This window comes from Sinosporangium siamense (genome assembly GCF_016863435.1).
Classification (GTDB): Bacteria; Actinomycetota; Actinomycetes; order Streptosporangiales; family Streptosporangiaceae; genus Sinosporangium; species Sinosporangium siamense.
Window position 1 is genome coordinate 58149 of record NZ_BOOW01000040.1, and the last position, 18513, is coordinate 76661.

The following is an 18513-nucleotide window of genomic DNA, read 5'->3' on the forward strand; positions in this document are numbered from 1 at the left end:
TCGTCGAGTTCAGCGCCCAGGGCGGGCTGGCCCCTGACGGGCGCTGCAAGGCGTTCGGCGACGGCGCCGACGGCACCGCCTGGTCCGAGGGCGCCGGTGTGCTTGTCCTCGAACGCCTGTCGGACGCCCGCCGCAACGGCCGCACCGTCCTGGCCGTGGTGCGCGGCACCGCCGTCAACCAGGACGGCGCCTCCAACGGCCTGACCGCTCCGAACGGCGGCGCCCAGCAGCGCGTCATCCGCGCCGCCCTGGCCGACGCGCGCCTCACCCCCGCCGACATCGACGCCGTCGAGGCCCACGGCACCGGCACCACCCTCGGCGACCCGATCGAGGCCAACGCCCTGATCGCCGCGTACGGCGACCGCGACCGCCCGCTGCTGCTCGGCGCCGTCAAGTCGAACCTCGGCCACACCCAGGCCGCCGCCGGCGCCGCCGGCGTGATCAAAATGGTGCTCGCGATGCGCCACGGCGTCGTCCCGCGCACCCTCCACGTGGACGAACCCTCCTCCCACGTCGACTGGGCCGCAGGGCCCCTCACTCTCCTGCGGCGTGAGCACCCTTGGCCCGGCACCGACCGGCCGCGCCGGGCGGGCGTCTCGGCGTTCGGCGTGAGCGGCACCAACGCCCACGTGATCGTCGAGGACGCGCCCCCGGTGGAGGACGACACTGCGGAGCCCGCGCGGGCGGCCGGTGCCGTGCCGTGGGTGTTGTCCGGCAAGTCGGAGGCGGCGCTGGACGACCAGATCGAGCGGATCCGCGCATTGCGCGGCCACTCGGCGGCGGACATCGGCCTGTCCCTGGCCGGCCGGTCCCGCTTCGCCCACCGCGCGGTGCTGCTGGCGGGCCCGGGCGACGCCGCGGCCGAGGTGGCGCGTGGCACCGCCGCCGAACGGACGACCGCCTTCCTGTTCTCTGGACAGGGGTCGCAGGGGCTCGGGATGGGGCGGGAGCTGTATGAACGGTTCCCCGCCTTCGCCGAGGCGTTCGACGCGGCGTGCGCCTGCCTGGACCAGCATCTGGACCGGGAGCTCCGCGGCGTCGTCTGGGGAACGGACGAGCACCTGCTCGACCGGACGGTCTACGCGCAGGCCGGATTGTTCGCCGTCGAGATCGCCCTGTTCCGGCTGCTGGAGTCGTGGGAGGTGCGGCCCGACCTGCTGGCCGGGCACTCGATCGGCGAGGTGGCGGCGGCGCACGCGGCCGGGGTGTTCACCCTTGAGGACGCGTGCGCGCTGGTGGCGGCACGCGGCCGGTTGATGCAGGCGCTGCCCGAAGGCGGGGCGATGGCCGCGCTGGGGGCGACGGAAGCCGAGGTGACGGCCGCCTTGGACGGACCAGGGATCTCGATCGCCGCCGTCAACGGCCCGTCGTCCGTCGTGGTCTCGGGTGAAGAGAGCGCCGTCGCGTCGATCCAGGCCCACTTCCAGGCGCTCGGCCGCAAGACGACGCGGCTGCGGGTGTCGCACGCCTTCCACTCCCCGCTGATGGAGCCCATGCTGGCGGAGTTCCGCGAGGTGGCGGCCGGTCTCTCCTACACCGCACCCCGGGTGCCGCTGGTCTCCAACGTGACCGGCGGGATGGCGACGGCCGAGCTGGTCGGCGACCCCGGATACTGGGTGCGCCACGTGCGGGACACCGTACTCTTCGCCGCCGGTCTGAGAGCACTGCGTGACGCCGGTGCGTCGGCCTTCCTGGAGCTCGGTCCCGACGGCACCCTGAGCGCCCTCGCCGAGCACAACCTCGACGACCGCGATGCCGGCTGTGTGGTCGCGCCGGTCCTCCGCAAGGACCGCTCCGAGGAGAGCTCGCTCCTCACCGGCCTCGCACGCATCCACACCGCCGGGGTGCACGTCGACTGGGCCAGGTGTTTCGACGGCACCGCAGCCCGCCGCGCGGAGCTGCCCACCTACCCGTTCCAGCGCGCTCTTTACTGGCCGGAACCCGCCCCCGCCGGCCGCCCCGCCGAGGACGCCGACTTCTGGGCGGCGGTCGAGCGCGAGGACCTGGACGCCCTGGCGCTGGACCTCGACGGCGAGACCCAGGCGCGCGTGCTCCCCGCCCTGACGGCTTGGCGGCGCAGGCGCGAGGAGCGGTCCGCCGTGGACGGCCTGCGCTACCGCGTGGTCTGGAAACCGCTGCCCACGCCGCCCGCGCCCGCCGTACCCGGCACGTGGCTGGTGGTCGCGCCCTCGGCGGACGACCTGACCGCCGCACTCGGCCCGGACACGGTGCACGTCGACGCCGCCGACCGTCTCACGCTGCTCGAACGCCTGACCGCGGCACCGCCCGTGGCGGGTGTCGTCTCCCCGGCGTCCGACCTGAACTGGCCGGTCACTCTGCTCGCCCTGCTCGCCGAAGCCGGGATCGACGCTCCACTGTGGTGCGTCACGAGAGGGGCTGTCTCGGTGGCCGCCGCCGATCCCCTCGCGGACCCGGCACACGCCGCCGTCTGGGGGCTCGGCCGGGTGCTGGCCCTGGAACACCCGGCCCGCTGGGGCGGCCTGATCGACCTCCCGCAGGTGCTCGACGAACGCGGGGCGGGCCGGCTGAGGGCGATCCTGTCCTCGGCTTCTGAGGACCAGGTGGCACTGCGCCCCTCAGGCGCCTATTCCAGACGGCTGAACCCGGCACCCGCCACGCCCACGACACCCCCGTGGAAACCCACCGGCACCGTCGCGCTCTTCGGCGAAGCCCCCAGCCCCCACCTGCTGGAATGGCTCGCCGAGCAAGGTGCCGCCCATATCCTCCTGCTGAGTACGGCGGAGCCGGACCACCCGGCCCTCACCTCGCTCAGCGCCCGCCTCGGCGACCTCGGCACCCGTGTCACGATCACGGACGATCTGGCGCAGGTGCCGGACCCCCTGACCGCGCTGATCCACACCGGCTTCGCCCCCCGCCCCGACGAGGACGCCGGCAGCTACGTGTCCCGCGTGCGAGCGGGTGCCGAGGAGATGGAAGCCGCACTCGCCGAGCGCCCGGACGAGGTGGCGTTCATCGTGTTCACCTCGTTCGCCGGGGTTTGGGGCATACGCGGCCAGGAGGCCGGGGCGGCGGCGAGCGCCTACCTGGACGCCTTCGCCGGCCACCTCCGAGCCGGCGGCGTGAACGCCGCCGCCGTGGCGTGGGGCGCCTGGGCGGGGGAAACATCGGCATCGCTCACCCAGCACCTCCGCCTCAACGGGCTCCCCCCGCTGGACCCTAAACGGGCGCTGTCGGCGCTCACGCACCTCGGCGCCGACTCGGTGACGGTCGTCGACGTGGCGTGGGACCGCTTCCTGCCCGCCTTCACTCAGGACCGGCCGAGCACCTTCTTCGCCGACCTCCTCGCGGGCCGCGAGGCCGCCCGGCCGGGTAAGGCGCCAAGTGCGGGGATCCGCGCCGTACTCCTCGGCCTTCCCGCGGCGGACCGGCGCGAAAGGCTGCTGGACGTCGTGCGGGCCGAGGTGGCCGCCGTGCTGGGCTACGGCGACGCGGCCTCCGTGCCGCAGGGCCACGCGTTCAAGGACCTCGGGTTCGACTCGCTGACCGCCGTCGACCTGCGCAACCGGCTCAACACCGCCACGGGCCTGCGGTTGCCCGCCACCCTCGTCTTCGACTACCCGACCCCCACCGCCCTCACCGACCACCTGCACACCGAGCTGCTCGGCGAGCCGGACGAGCGCGCCGCCGCCCCGCGAGCCGAAGCCGGGAAGACCCGCGACCCCATCGTGATCGTCGGCATGGGATGCCGCTACCCCGGCGGTGTGCGGTCACCGGAAGAGCTCTGGGACCTGCTCCTCGCCGAGACCGACGCCGTCGGCCCCTTCCCCGCCGACCGGGGCTGGGACCTCGACCGGCTAGCCCGCGGCGACCGGCGGGGCCGGGGCCGCAGCGTCACCCGCGACGGCGGGTTCCTCTACGACGTCGCCGACTTCGACGCCGCCTTCTTCGGCGTCTCGCCCCGCGAGGCCGCCGTCATCGACCCGCAGCAGCGCATCCTGCTGGAGACGGCGTGGGAGGCGCTGGAGCGGGCCGGAGTGGATCCGGCAGGGCTGCGCGGCGGCGACACGGGTGTGTTCGTGGGCGGCGGAAGCGGCGACTACCGGCCGTCCCTGGACCAGGTCGGCCACGTCGAGACAGCCCAGTCCGCCAGCCTCCTGTCGGGCCGCCTGTCCTACACGCTGGGGTTGCAGGGCCCGTCCGTCACGGTCGACACGGCCTGCTCGTCGTCGCTGGTGGCGCTGCACCTGGCGGCGCAGGCGCTGCGCGCCGGGGAGTGCACGATGGCGCTCGCGGGCGGGGTGACGGTGATGTCGACGCCGGTCGGGTTCGTCGAGTTCGGCGAGATGGGCGCCCTGTCGCCGGACGGCCGCTGCCGGGCGTTCTCCGACTCGGCGAACGGCACCGGCTGGTCGGAGGGCGTGGGCATCCTCGTCCTCGAACGCCTGTCGGACGCCCGCCGCCACGGCCACACCGTGCTGGCGGTGCTGCGCGGCTCGGCGATCAACCAGGACGGCGCCTCCAACGGCATCACCGCCCCCAACGGCCCGTCGCAGCGGCGCGTCATCCGCCGGGCCCTCGCCGACGCGGGCCTGTCGCCCGCCGACGTCGACGCCGTCGAGGCGCACGGCACCGGCACCACCCTGGGCGACCCGATCGAGGCGCAGGCCCTGCTCGCGACCTACGGCGGCGAACGCCGCCACCCGCTGCTGCTCGGTGCGCTCAAATCGAACCTCGGCCACACCCAGGCGGCGTCCGGCGTCGCCGGCGTCATCAAGACGGTGATGGCGCTGCGCCACGGCACGCTGCCGAAGACCCTGCACGTGGACGCGCCGTCGTCACACGTCGACTGGTCGGCGGGCGCGGTCGAACTGCTCACGCAGACCCGCCCCTGGCCGCACACCGGCCACCCCCGCCGCGCGGGCGTGTCGTCCTTCGGCGCGAGCGGCACCAACGCCCACGTGATCCTCGAACAACCCGCGGAAGCCGGACGACCGGCAGGACACGTCCGCAATGAGGGGCGGCCCGGCATCGCCGCAATCCTCGAACAACCCGCGGAAGCCGAACCCGGCACCGCCGGACGACCGGCAGGACCCGCTCGAAACGCGGGCCGGCCCGGCGACGCCGCACCGGCATCACGTGAGACCGCGTCCGCCGATGGTGGGGGAGCCGGTCCCAGTGCTCACCCAGGGACCAAGGTAACGCCGACCGCACCCACCCCGATCGCGGATGCGGGTGGTCCTCTCCCGCTGCCGATCTCCGCCGCGTCGCCCCGGGCGCTGCGCGCCCAGGCCGGGAGGCTGCTCCGGCACCTTGAGGCGCACCCCGACCTGGCGCTGTCCGACCTCGCCTACTCCCTGGCGGTCACCAGGTCGGCGTTCGAGCACAGGGCGACAGTCGTGGCCGCCGACCGCGCCCGCCTGGCCGAGGCGCTGGCGGCGCTCGCCGACGGCGGGGCCACGCCGTACACCGCTGTGGGGCGGGCGGGCCAGGGGCGCAAGACGGCCTTCCTCTTCTCGGGGCAGGGCGCGCAGCGGCCCGGGATGGGCCGGGAGCTCTACGACAGGTTCCCGGTGTTCGCGGGCGCCCTGGACGAGGTTCTCGCCCACCTCGACACCGCCCTTCCCCGCCCGCTCCGCGGCGTGCTGTTCGCCGAGCCCGGTACGGCGGAAGCCGAGACATTGCACAACACCGGCATGGCCCAACCGGCGCTGTTCGCGGTCGAGGTCGCGCTGTTCCGGCTGCTGGAGTCGTGGGGCGTGCGGCCGGACCTGCTCGCCGGGCACTCGGTGGGGGAGATCGCCGCGGCCCACGTGGCGGGGGTGTTCTCGCTCGCCGACGCCTGCGTGCTCGTGGCGGCCAGAGCGACCCTGATGGCGGCGCTTCCGCCGGGAGGGGCGATGGTGTCGCTGCGGGCCGGCGAGGACGAGGTGGCGGCCCGCCTCGTCGAGGGTGTGTCGATCGCCGCTGTCAACGGCCCGGCGTCGGTGGTCGTGGCGGGCGACGAGGCCGCGGTGCTCCGGGTCGCCGGCGGCTTCCCCGGCCGCAAGACTAAGCGTTTGCGGGTGAGCCATGCGTTTCACTCCGTGCACATGGACGCCATGCTCGCCGACTTCGCACGGGTCGCCGCAGGCATCGCCTATGCCGCGCCCACCGTGCCGCTCGTGTCGTGCGTCACGGGTGAGCAGGCCATCGCGGAGTTGTTGTGCACCCCGGACTACTGGGTGCGGCACGTGCGGGAGACCGTGCGCTTCGGCGAGGCCCTGCGGACACTGGCGGCGCGTGGCGCGTCGCGGTTCCTGGAGGTCGGGCCGGGCGGGGCGCTGTCGGCTCTCGTCGCCGACAACGTCGAGGGGGCTCCCGCCGTACCGGTCCTGCGGAACACGGGGGACGAGGTGGCGTCGGTGCTGACGGCGCTGGCCAGGTTGCAGGTGGACGGAGTGGATCCGGACTGGCCCGCGGTGGTGGGGGAGGGGCGCCGGGTCGCGTTGCCGACGTACGCGTTCCAGCGTGAGCGTTTCTGGCAGCAGGCGGAGCAGCGGCGGGCCGAGGACGACGGGTTCTGGTCGGCGGCCGGGCGAGAGGACTTCGATTCGCTCGCGGAGACCCTCGACGTCGACGGCGACGCGCTGGCCAAGGTGCTTCCCGCGCTGCGCGACTGGCGCCGCGAGCACGACGAGCAGGCCACGGTGGACGGCTGGCGGCAGCACGTCGCGTGGCGGCCCGTACGGCTTGATACCGCCGAGGTGCTCCCCGGCCGGTGGCTGGTGGTGGTCCCACCGGGGACCGCCACAGATCCGTGGACGGCACACCTGCTCGGGGCACTGGGGTCCGCCGCCACGTGTGTCGAGGTGGACGCCCGGCAGGGCCGCGCCGCGGTCGCCCGGGTGCTGCGCCCGTATGCCGGGGCGATCAGCGGAGTGATCGCCCTCGGCCGGACGGCGGAAGGGGCGTGCCCAGATCCCGCGAACCCGATCGTTCCCGGCCGGACGGCGGAGGCGGTGCGCCGGGACTCCGAGAGCCCGGTCGCCCTCGGCCGGACGGCCGAAGCGCGGCACCCGCATGCCGGAGACCTCGCCGGAGCGGCGCGTCGGCGCCCCGAGACCCCCACCGCAGTGACGCACCCGCGCCCCGGAGACCCCTGCCGCCGTGTGACCGACACCGCCGTCCTGGTGCAGGCGCTCGGCGACGCCGGAGTGGACGCGCCCCTGTGGTGTGTGACGCGGGGCGCCGTAGCCGTGTCCCCCGGCGAGCGGCTGCCCGCTCTGCCGGACGCGGGCGTCTCGGGCCTCGGCCGGGTCGCCGCGCTGGAATACCCGGGCCGCTGGGGTGGTCTGATCGACCTGCCCGACGTGCTCGACCGCCGTACGGTGACCCGCCTCCTCGGCCTCCTGGCCGGCCCGGCCGGGGAGGACCAGGTGGCCGTGCGCCCCGCCGCCGTCTACGGCAGGCGGCTCGTGCCCGCGCCGCCGCGCCGCACCCCGGTGCCGATCTGGGAGCCGGACGGCACCGTGCTGATCACCGGCGGCACGGGTGCGCTCGGCGCCCACGTCGCCCGCACACTCGCCGCCGAGGGCGCCGCGCACCTGCTGCTGGTGAGCCGCCGGGGCGCCGAGGGGCCGGGCGCGGAGGAGCTTCGCACCGAGTTGACCCGTCTCGGGGCGGCGGTCACGTTCGCCGCGTGCGACGCCGCCGACCGGGACGCGCTGGCCGAGGTCGTCGCGGCGATCCCCGCCCACCTGCCGCTCACCGCCGTCGTCCACGCGGCGGGAGTGCTCGACGACGGTGTGCTCGACGGTCTCACCCCGGACCGTTTCGAGGCGGTGTTCCGCGCGAAGGTTACCTCCGCGCTGCACCTGGACGAGCTGACCCGCGACCTGGACCTCGCGGTGTTCGCGCTGTTCTCGTCCGCGTCGGCGACCGTGGGCAACCCAGGCCAGGCCAACTACGCCGCCGCCAACGCAGTCCTCGACGCCCTCGCCGAACACCGCCGCGCCCGCGGCCTCGCCGCTACCTCCATCGCGTGGGGCGCGTGGGGAGGCGGCGGCATGGCCGCCGCCGACCGCGCCGCCGGTGCGGCGCAGCGCACGGGCATCCGGCCGCTCGACCCGGACCTCGCGGTCAAGGCGCTCCGCCAGGCCGTCGCGGACCCCGCGCCGACCACCGTGATCGCCGACGTCGACCCGGCCAGGTTCGTCCGCGCCTTCACGGCGGTACGGCAGAGCCGCCTGCTGGCCGAACTCCCCGTCCCGGCAAACGGCTCCGCCCCCGCGCCGGTCACGGATCTGCGCGCCGAACTGGCGGGCCTGGCCGCCGATCGCCGCCCCGCCGCCGTGCTCGCCCTGGTGCGCGGCAGGGCCGCCGACGTGCTCGGCCACACCGATCACGACATCGTCGGCCCCGACAAGACGTTCCGCGACCTCGGCTTCGACTCGCTCGGCGCCGTCGAGCTGCGCAACCAGCTCAACGCGGCGACCGGACTCACCCTGGCCTCGACGCTCGTCTTCGACCACCCCACCCCAGGCGACCTGGCGGCCCATATCCTCGGGCTGCTCACGCCGCACGCCGCCGAGGGCACGCCGCCAACCGGCGATCCCGACCTGGCCCGGCTTCAGGCCGCCCTGGCGGCGGTGCCCGTGGCCAGGCTCCGCCGTACCGGGCTGCTGGAGCAACTGCTGCGGCTCGCCGAGGAGGGCGAGGCCGAGCCGCAGGCGGAGGACTCCATCGACGCGATGGACCTCGACGACCTGGTGCGCGCCGCCCTGGGCGACGACCCTGCGCCGGGGAACGGCGCGGCACTGGGGAACAGCGCGCCGGGTAACGGCGCGGCAGTACGGAACGACGCAGCACAGGGGAACGGCGCTGCACCGGGGAACGGCGCGGCACTACAGAACGACGCTGCACGACAGAACGACCACGACCACACGCGGGACCGGCGGAGCTGAATCATGACCACCCCGAACGACAAGGTTGTCGAAGCCCTCAGGTCCTCACTCAAGGAGGCCGAACGCCTGCGGCGGGAGAACCGCCGCCTGCTCGACGCCGCAGAGGAGCCCATCGCGATCGTCGGCATGGGCTGCCGCTACCCGGGCGGCGTGGAAACCCCCGGCGACCTGTGGCGCCTGGTCGCCGACGGCGCCGACGCCACCTCGCCGCTGCCGGACGACCGCGGCTGGGACCTGACCGCGCTGCACGGCGCGGGCGTCGACGCGCGGGGCACCCGCGTGACGCTGCGCGGCGGCTTCCTCGACGGGCTCGCCGACTTCGACGCCGACTTCTTCCACATTTCGCCGCGCGAGGCCGTCACGATGGACCCCCAGCAGCGGCTGCTGCTGGAGACCTCGTGGGAGGCGCTCGAACGCGCCGGGCTCGACCCGGCGGCCCTGCGCGGCAGCGCCACCGGCGTCTTCATCGGCACCAACGGCCAGGACTACGCCTATCTGCTGGTCAGGTCGCTGTCCGACGCCACCGGCGACATCGGCACCGGCATCGCCGCCAGTGCCGCCTCCGGTCGCATTTCCTACGCGCTGGGCCTGGAGGGGCCCGCCGTGACCGTCGACACGGCGTGCTCGTCGTCCCTCGTCGCGCTGCACTGGGCGGTGCAGTCGCTGCGGTCCGGCGAATGCGCGCTGGCGCTCGCCGGGGGCGTCAACGTCCTGGCGACGCCCGGTTCGCTGCTGGAGTTCAGCAGGCAGGGCGGGCTCGCGGCCGACGGCAGGTGCAAGGCGTTCGCCGACGCGGCCGACGGCACCGGCTGGTCGGAGGGCGTCGGCGTGCTGGTGCTGGAGCGGCTGTCGGACGCCCGCCGCCACGGGCACCCCGTGCTCGCCGTCGTGCGCGGCTCGGCCGTGAACCAGGACGGTGCGAGCAACGGCTTCACCGCCCCCAGCGGCCCCGCCCAGCAAAGGGTGGTCCGCCGCGCCCTCGGCAACGCGGGCCTCACCCCCGCCGACATCGACGCCGTCGAGGCCCACGGCACCGGCACGCCGCTGGGCGACCCGATCGAGGCGCACGCCCTCATGGCGGTGTACGGGGGGCGGCGGGAGCGCTCCCTCCTGGTCGGCTCGGTGAAGTCCAACATCGGCCACACGCAGGCCGCCGCCGGGGTGGCCGGTGTGATCAAGATGGTGCAGGCGATCCGGCACGGCCTGCTGCCCCGCACCTTGCACGTGGACACCCCCTCGACCCGCATCGACTGGTCGGCGGGCGACGTGCGCCCGCTCAGCGAACCGGTGGACTGGCCGGAGACGGGCCGCCCCCGCCGGGCGGGCGTGTCGTCATTCGGGATCAGCGGCACCAACGCCCACGTGATCATCGAACAGGCCCCGTCTCAAGAGGACTCGGCTTCCGTGCCGTCGGTCCCGCCGGGTGTGGTCCCGTGGGTCGTGTCCGCCGCCTCGGAGCCGGCCCTGCACGCGCAGGTGGCACGGCTGTCCCGGGTGGAGGCGCCACCGCTCGACGTGGGCGCCGCGCTGGCCGCCCGGACGAGCTTCCCGCATCGGACCGTGCTCCTGGCCGGCGACAGCGGGATCGTGGAAGTCGCGAGGGGAGAGGCCGCCGACCGGTCGCTCGCGGTGCTGTTCACCGGGCAGGGCGCACAGCGGCTCGGCATGGGGCGCGAGCTCGCGGCGCGGTTCCCGGTGTTCGCCCGCGCCTTCGACGAGGTGTGCGCCGGACTCGACGAGCACCTCGACCGCGCGGTGCGGGACGTCGTCTGGGGTGGCGACGCCGAACTGCTGGACCGCACGGTTTACGCGCAGGCGGGGTTGTTCGCGGTCGAGGTGGCGCTGTTCCGGCTCGTCGAGTCGCTCGGCGTACGGCCCCGCCTGGTCGGCGGGCACTCGATCGGCGAGGTGGCGGCGGCGCACGTGGCCGGGGTGTTCTCGCTGCCTGACGCGTGCGCGCTGGTCGCGGCCCGGGGCCGGCTGATGCAGGCGCTTCCTGCGGGCGGCGCGATGGCGGCGGTCGAGGCGGCAGAGGACGAGGTGCGGCCGTTCCTCGGCGAGGTGTCGCTCGCGGCGGTCAACGGGCCGTCGTCGGCGGTGCTGTCCGGCGCGGAGGGCGCGGTCGAGCGGGTCGCGACGCGCTTTTCGGCCCTCGGCCGCAAGGTGACGCGGCTGCGGGTGTCGCACGCGTTCCACTCGGCGCTGATGGAGCCGATGCTGGAGGAGTTTCGGCAGGTCGTCACCGGGTTGCCGGCCGACGCGCCGCGGCTTGACCTGGTGTCGAACGTGACCGGCGGCCTTGTCCCGGCCGAGACGGTGTGCGATCCCGAATACTGGGTGCGCCACGTGCGGGACACCGTACGCTTCGCCGACGGCGTGACGGCGCTGCGCCGGGCCGGGGCGTCGGCGTTCCTGGAGCTCGGCCCCGACGGCGTGCTGGCGGCGCTCACCCAGACCGTGCTGGACGGCGAGCCCGTTCCCGTCGTGCCCGCTCTGCGTAAGGGGCGGGGCGAGGAGCGCACCCTGATCGGCGCGCTGGCCGGCCTGCACGTCAACGGTGTGCCGGTCGAGTGGGCCAGGGTGTTCGACGGCTGCGGGGCGCGGTGGGCGGAGCTGCCGACCTACGCCTTCCAGCGGCGGCGCTACTGGCCCGAGACGGCCCGCGCCGCCGACGCGGAAGGCCGCCCCCGGCTGCTGCGGTGGGAGTGGACCCCGATCGAGGGCGGGCACACCGCCGAGCCGGTGGACCACGTGACCCTGGAGGATCTACCGCCAGACGATGTCCCGCCGCTGGTCGTGATGCCTGTGCGCGGCGCGGCGTTGCCGGGCTCGGCACATGAGCTGTGCGGGCGGGTCCTTCGCGTGATGCAGGACTGGCTGTCGCAGGAGAGGTTCGCCCGGTCGCGGCTGGTGTTCGTCACACGCGGCGCCGTCGCGGCACGCGCGGGCGAGGCGGTCGAGGATCTCGCCGCCGCCGCGGTGTGGGGGCTGGTGGGGTCGGCGCAGTCGGAGAACCCCGGCCGGTTCCTGCTCGTGGACGCCGACGCGGAGCCTTCCCTCGCCGAGGCGCTGGCCACGGGCGAGCAGCGGGTGGTGCTCCGGGACGGTACGGCACTGCGAGGCGCGTTGGCCCCGTCAGCGGTGGGCGACGCGGAGACCTCGCCGTGGGGCCCGGCGGGCACGGTGCTGGTGACCGGCGGCACGGGCGGGCTGGGGCGCGAGGTGGCTCGGCACCTGGTGGTGCGGCACGGGGTGCGGAGCCTGGTGCTGCTGAGCCGCCGGGGGATGTCGGCCCCTGGAGCCGCGGAGGTGGTGGCGGAGTTGTCGGCCGCCGGTGCGCGGGTGGTGGTGGAGGCGTGTGACGCCGCGGACCGGGAGGCCCTGGCGGCGGTCCTGGGCCGGATTCCGGGTGAGTCTCCGCTGGTGGGTGTGGTGCATGCGGCGGGTGTTCTGGACGACGGGGTGGTGACCTCGTTGTCGGCCGAGCGGGTGTCCGGTGTGTTGCGGGCCAAGGTGGACGCGGCCTGGAATCTCCATGAACTCACCTCGCATCTGGATTTGTCGGCCTTCGTGCTGTTCTCGTCGGTGGCCGGTGTGATGGGCGGCGCCGGGCAGGCCGCTTATGCGGCGGGCAACGTGTTCCTCGACGCCCTGGCGCACCACCGCACGGCACTTGGCCTGACGGCGAGGTCGGTGGCCTGGGGTGCATGGGTGCCGACCGGCGGCATGACCGCGACGTTGTCCGAGGGCGACCTGCGCCGCATCCGCTCCGCCGGTGTCGAGCCGCTGACGGCCGAGGAAGGGCTCAGCCTCTTCGACACGGCTGTCGCGGGCGACCAGCCGTACATCGTCGCCCTCGGCAGAACGGCCCTGAGCCACCGCGCCGCCCCCCCGTCCTTCCGGACGGCACCTTCCGTTCCGGACCTCACACTCCGCCTCCGCGAACTCGACGAGGCGGGACGCGGACGCCTCCTCCTCGACCTCGTGCGCACCGAGGCCGCCGCGGTCCTCGGCCATCCCGAGGCCGCCGCCGTAGCCCCCGGCAGGGGATTTCGCGACCTGGGCTTCGACTCCCTCACCGCGCTGGAGCTGCGCAACCGCCTGACGTCGGCCACCGGGCTGCGCCTGCCCGCCACCCTGGTGTTCGACCACCCCACCCCCACCGCCCTCGCCGGCCACCTGCGCGCCGAACTCCTGAACGAGCACGACGACCCCGGCCCCGTCGCCACGGTCGCCGCACAGGCGGGGGACCCCATAGCCGTGGTCGGCATGGCCTGCCGCATGCCCGGCGGCATCTCGACCCCCGAAGAGCTGTGGAGCCTGCTCGCCGAAGGCCGGGAGGGCATCTCCGACTTCCCCGCCGACCGCGGCTGGGACCTCGACGCCCTCTTCGGCGGATCCGGCCCGGAGAGCCGCGGCTCTAGCGCGGCGCGGCGCGGCGGCTTCCTGACCGGCCTCGGCGACTTCGACGCGGGCTTCTTCGGCATCTCGCCTCGCGAGGCCCTGGCGATGGACCCGCAGCAGCGGCTCCTGCTGGAGACCTCGTGGGAGGCGCTGGAACGCGCGGGCATCGACCCGGCGTCACTCAAAGGCAGCCGCACCGGCGTCTTCGTCGGCACCACCGGTCAGGACTACGCCTCGCTCGTCTTCAACTCACGCGACGACGTCGAAGGCCACGCGAGCACCGGCCTCGCCAACAGCGTGATCTCCGGCCGCGTCTCCTACGCCTTAGGCCTGGAGGGGCCCGCCGTCACCCTCGACACAGCCTGCTCGTCCTCTCTGGTGGCGATGCACCTCGCGGCCAGGTCGCTGCGCGAAGGGGAGAGCTCCCTGGCGCTCGTGGGCGGCGTGACCGTCCTGTCGACGCCCATGAGCTTCCTCGGCTTCACCCGGCAGGGCGGGCTCGCGGCCGACGGCAGGTGCAAGGCGTTCGCCGACGCGGCCGACGGCACCGGCTGGTCGGAGGGTGCCGGTGTGCTGGTGCTGGAGCGGCTGTCGGACGCCCGCCGCCACGGCCACGAGGTCCTGGCCGTCCTGCGCGGCTCGGCCGTCAACCAGGACGGCGCCTCCAACGGACTCACCGCCCCCAACGGCCCCTCCCAGCAGCGGGTGATCCGCCAGGCGCTCGCCGACGCCGGACTCGGTCCCGCCGACGTCGACGCCGTGGAGGGCCACGGCACCGGCACACCGCTCGGCGACCCGATCGAGGCGCAGGCCCTGCTCGCCACCTACGGGCGCGGGCGCGACGCCGGCCGCCCCCTGTGGCTGGGCTCGGTCAAGTCGAACCTCGGCCACACCCAGGCCGCCGCCGGCGTCGCCGGCGTCATCAAGATGATCCTGGCCATGCGCCACGGCGTCCTGCCGCGCACACTCCACGTCGACGAGCCGAACACCCACGTCGACTGGTCGGCGGGCGCGGTCGCCGTGCTGACCCGCCAGGTGTCGTGGCCGGAAGCGGACCGGCCGCGCCGGGCCGGGGTGTCGTCGTTCGGCATCAGCGGCACCAACGCCCACGTGGTGCTGGAGCAGGCGCCGCCGCCGGCCGAGACAGCAAGTACGGCGGAGCCTCCGTCGCCACTCGTGCCGTGGATCGTGACGGGTAAGGACGAGGACGCGCTGCGGGCCGGGATCGACCTGGTCGGCGGGCTTGACGGGGTGTCGCCGTGGGATGTGGGCGTGACGCTGGCCGGGCGGTCGAGGTTCGAGCACCGGGCCGTGCTGCTGGTGGACGGCGGCGACGTTACGGAGGCGGCTCGCGGGGAGGCGGCCGAGCGGTCCCTGGCGGTGCTTTTCTCGGGGCAGGGGGCGCAGCGGCTCGGGATGGGGCGGGAACTGCATGCCCGGTTCCCGGTGTTCGCGGACGCCTTCGACGCGGTGTGCGAGGAACTGGACGCGCGGCTGGACCTGCCGCTGCGGGAGGTTATGTGGGGTGAGGACGCCGGCCTGCTGGACCAGACCGTTTATGCGCAGGCGGGGCTGTTCGCGGTCGAGGTGGCGCTGTTCCGGCTGGTGGAGTCGTGGGGTGTGCGGCCGGACTTCGTGGCGGGGCACTCGATCGGCGAGGTGGCCGCAGCCCATGTGGCCGGGGTGTTCACCCTCGCGGACGCCTGTGCGCTGGTGGCGGCGCGCGGCCGGTTGATGCAGGCCCTCCCTGCGGGCGGGGCCATGCTCGCGGTGCGCGCCGACGAGGCCGAGGTGACGGCCTGTCTTCACGGTCTCGCGGAACGGACGGGCGCGGCTGCCCTCCCTTCCGGCGGAGCCGTGTCGGTCGCCGCGGTCAACGGGCCGTCGTCGACGGTGGTCTCCGGCACGGAGGAGGCCGTCGCGGCGGTCGAGACCCACTTCCACGCTCAAGGCCGCAGGACGACGAGGCTGCGGGTGTCGCACGCCTTCCACTCGCCGCTGATGGACCCCATGCTGGAGGACTTCCGCCGGGTCGCCGCGGGCCTGTCGTTCGCGAAGCCCACGCTGCCGCTGGTGTCGAATGTGACCGGCGGCGTTGCCCCGGCCGAGCTGGTGTGCGACCCCGATTACTGGGTGAGGCACGTGCGGGACACCGTACGCTTCGCCGAAGGCGTGTGCACGCTGGCCGAGGCCGGTGTGACCGCCTTCCTGGAGGCGGGGCCCGACGGACGGCTGGCTGCGCTGGTCCAGGAAACCCTGGACGACTGCGTGGCCGCCCCCGCCCTCCGCGCCGGCCGGCCAGAGGAACACGCCCTCCTCGGCGGTCTCGCCCGCCTGCACACCGCCGGCGTGGACGTCGACTGGCCCGCGTTCTTCGACGGCTCAGGCGCCCGCCGGATCGAGCTGCCCACCTACCCGTTCCAACGCCGGCGCTACTGGCCCGTCCCCGCCCACCACACGGGCGACGTGCGCGGCGCCGGGCTCACCCCGACCGCCCACCCGCTGCTCGGCGCGGCCGTCTCGCCCGCCGGAACGAACGAGGTGCTGCTGACCGGCCGCCTCTCCGTGAAGGCGCAGCCCTGGCTGGGCGACCACACTTTGGGCGGAGCGGCGGTGTTCCCCGGCACGGCCTTCACGGAGCTGGCCCTGCGAGCCGGGGACGAGGCCGGATGCGACCACCTCCGCGATCTCACCCTCACCGCACCGCTGGTGCTGCCCGCAGGGCGCGGCGTCGCGGTGCAGGTCAAGGTGGGTGAGCCGGACGAGGGCGGTCACCGTACGGTGACCTGTTACGCGCGGCCGGACGACGACCCGGACGCCCCGTGGACCCGCCACGCCGAAGGCACCCTGACCGGCCGGGCCGAGCCCGTTTCCGCGGAGTGCGACCTGTCGGTGTGGCCGCCCGCGGACGCCGTCGCCGTCGATCTGGAGGGCTTCTACGAGTTCGGGGAGTACGGCCCGGCCTTCCACACCGTTCGTTCGATGTGGCGGTTGGGCGGTGAGGTATTCGTCGAGGCCGTAATGCCCGACCGCGACGCCGCGGCCTACGGGCTGCACCCGGCGCTGCTGGAGGCCGCCGTTCAGGCCGCCGGGTTCACCGGGGTGGGAGACGGCGAACGCCTGGTGCCCTCCGTGTGGAGTGCGGTTTCCCTGCACGCGGCCGGGGCCGCCGAGGTGCGCCTCCGCGTGGCGAGGCTCGACGACAGATCGATCTCCGTCGCGGTGGCGGACGCCGCGGGCGGCCCGGTGATGTCGGTGGGATCGCTCACCCTCGCCTCACCGCCCGCCGCGCTCGCCCCCGGCGGTGGGGTGGACGCGGGCTCGCTGCTGTGGGTGCGCTGGGTCCCGGCGTCGCCGGGGCAGGTCAACGGCCACCCCCTGCGGGCGGTGGCGGTGGGGGCCGACGACTTGCGGCTGGGGACTGCGGTCGGGTCGCTCGCCGAGGTGGCCGAGGACGTGCCGCCCGTGGTGGTGTTCTCCGTCCGGGGAGAGGACGGGGGGCTTCCGGGCTCAGTCCACGGCGTGTGTGCCCGGGTGCTGGGAGCGCTGCGGGAGTGGCTGGCCGACGAGCGTTACGCCGCGTCGCGACTGGTGTTCACGACGTGCCGTGCGGTGGCCGGCGCCGAAGGGGAGTCCGTGGAGGATCTGGCCGCCGCGGCGGCGTGGGGCCTCGTGCGGTCGGCCCAGTTGGAGAACCCGGGCCGGTTCGTGCTGGTGGACGTGGACGGCGGATCACCGCCTCACCTGGGTGAGGTGCTGGCGGCGGGAGAGCCGCAGATGGTGGTGCGAGACGGAAAGGTCCTGGTGGGCAGGCTCGCCAGGCTGGCCGCCAACCCGGACGCGGCGGCTCCGGTCTGGGGCCGCGGCACTGTGCTGGTGACCGGTGGCACCGGCGGGCTGGGACGCGAGGTGGCCCGGCACCTGGTGGTGCGGCACGGGGTGCGGAGCCTGGTGCTGCTGAGCCGCCGGGGCCTGTCGGCGCCCGGTGCGGCGGAGGCGGTGGCGGAGTTGTCGGCCGCCGGTGCGCGGGTGGTGGTGGAGGCGTGCGACGCCGCCGACCGGGACGCCCTGGCGGCGGTCCTGGGCCGGATACCGGGAGAGTCTCCGCTGGTGGGTGTGGTGCACGCGGCAGGTGTGCTGGACGACGGCATCGTGACCTCGTTGTCCGCCGAGCGGGTGTCCGCCGTGTTGCGGGCCAAGGTGGACGCGGCCTGGAACCTCCACGAACTCACCTCGCATCTGGATTTGTCGGCCTTCGTGCTGTTCTCCTCCATGGCCGGTGTCATGGGCGGCGCCGGGCAGGCCGCCTACGCCGCCGGCAACGTCTTCCTCGACGCCCTGGCCCACCACAGGGCCGCCCGCGGACTGCCGGCCAGGTCCATGGCGTGGGGTGCGTGGGAGCCGGTCGGCGGCATGACCGCGACGTTGTCGGAGGCCGACATGCGGCGCATCCGGTCGTCGGGTGTCGTGCCGCTGACCGTCGATCAGGGCCTCGCGCTCTTCGACGCCGCCGCGAACGCCGAACCGCCCCACGTGGTGCCGATCGGCCGCGCCGCGGCGGCGGCCCGGACGGCGGGGGAGGTGCCGCCCCTGCTCCGCGGCCTGGTGAAGCAGGCCCGCAGGACCGCCGCGTCGGCGGGAGCGGCCTCGGCGGCGAAACTCACCGCCAGGCTCCGGGAGCTGCCGTCCGCCGACCGCGGCAAGCAGGTGCTCGACCTCGTGCGCGCCGAGACCGCGACCGTCCTCGGACACCCGGCGAGCGCACCCGTGCACGTGACCAAGGAGTTCCGCGACCTCGGCTTCGACTCCCTCACCGCGCTGGAGCTGCGCAACAGGCTCGCCCAGGCCACCGGCCTGCGGCTGCCCGCCACCTTGATCTTCGACCACCCCACCCCGGCGGCCCTCGCCGGGCACCTGCTCACCGCACTCCTCGGCGAGGACGGACCACCGGCGGGAACCGCGTTCCTGACCGAACTCGACCGCCTCGACGCCGCGCTCACAGCCGAGGACCCGGACCACCACACCAGGGTCGCGATAGCCCGGCGCCTCCGCCACCTGCTGGAGAAGTGCACAGACGGCGATGCTCCGGCGAGCGACGTCACCGAGCAGATCAAACTCGCCGGCACCGACGAGATTTTCGCCTTCATCGACAACGAGCTCGGCCGTATGAGCGACCGCTGAACAG

2 protein-coding genes (1 of these 2 cut by a window edge) are annotated in these 18513 nt (G+C 74.7%); both read left to right on the top strand.

The window, feature by feature from the left end; all coding sequences use genetic code 11:
* Positions 1–8924, top strand: partial view of a type I polyketide synthase gene (locus Ssi02_RS38965; protein WP_239130042.1) — the 3' end only. It extends 20320 nt beyond the left edge of the window; the window shows 8924 of its 29244 coding nt (coding positions 20321–29244); its start codon lies off the left edge, out of view; it ends in the stop codon at positions 8922–8924.
* Between the two features lie 3 nt (positions 8925–8927).
* The gene (locus tag Ssi02_RS30140; RefSeq protein ID WP_204030979.1) at positions 8928–18509 is read left to right on the top strand and encodes a type I polyketide synthase; all 9582 of its coding nucleotides are present in this window, start codon (positions 8928–8930) and stop codon (positions 18507–18509) included.
* Positions 18510–18513 lie beyond the last annotated feature (4 nt).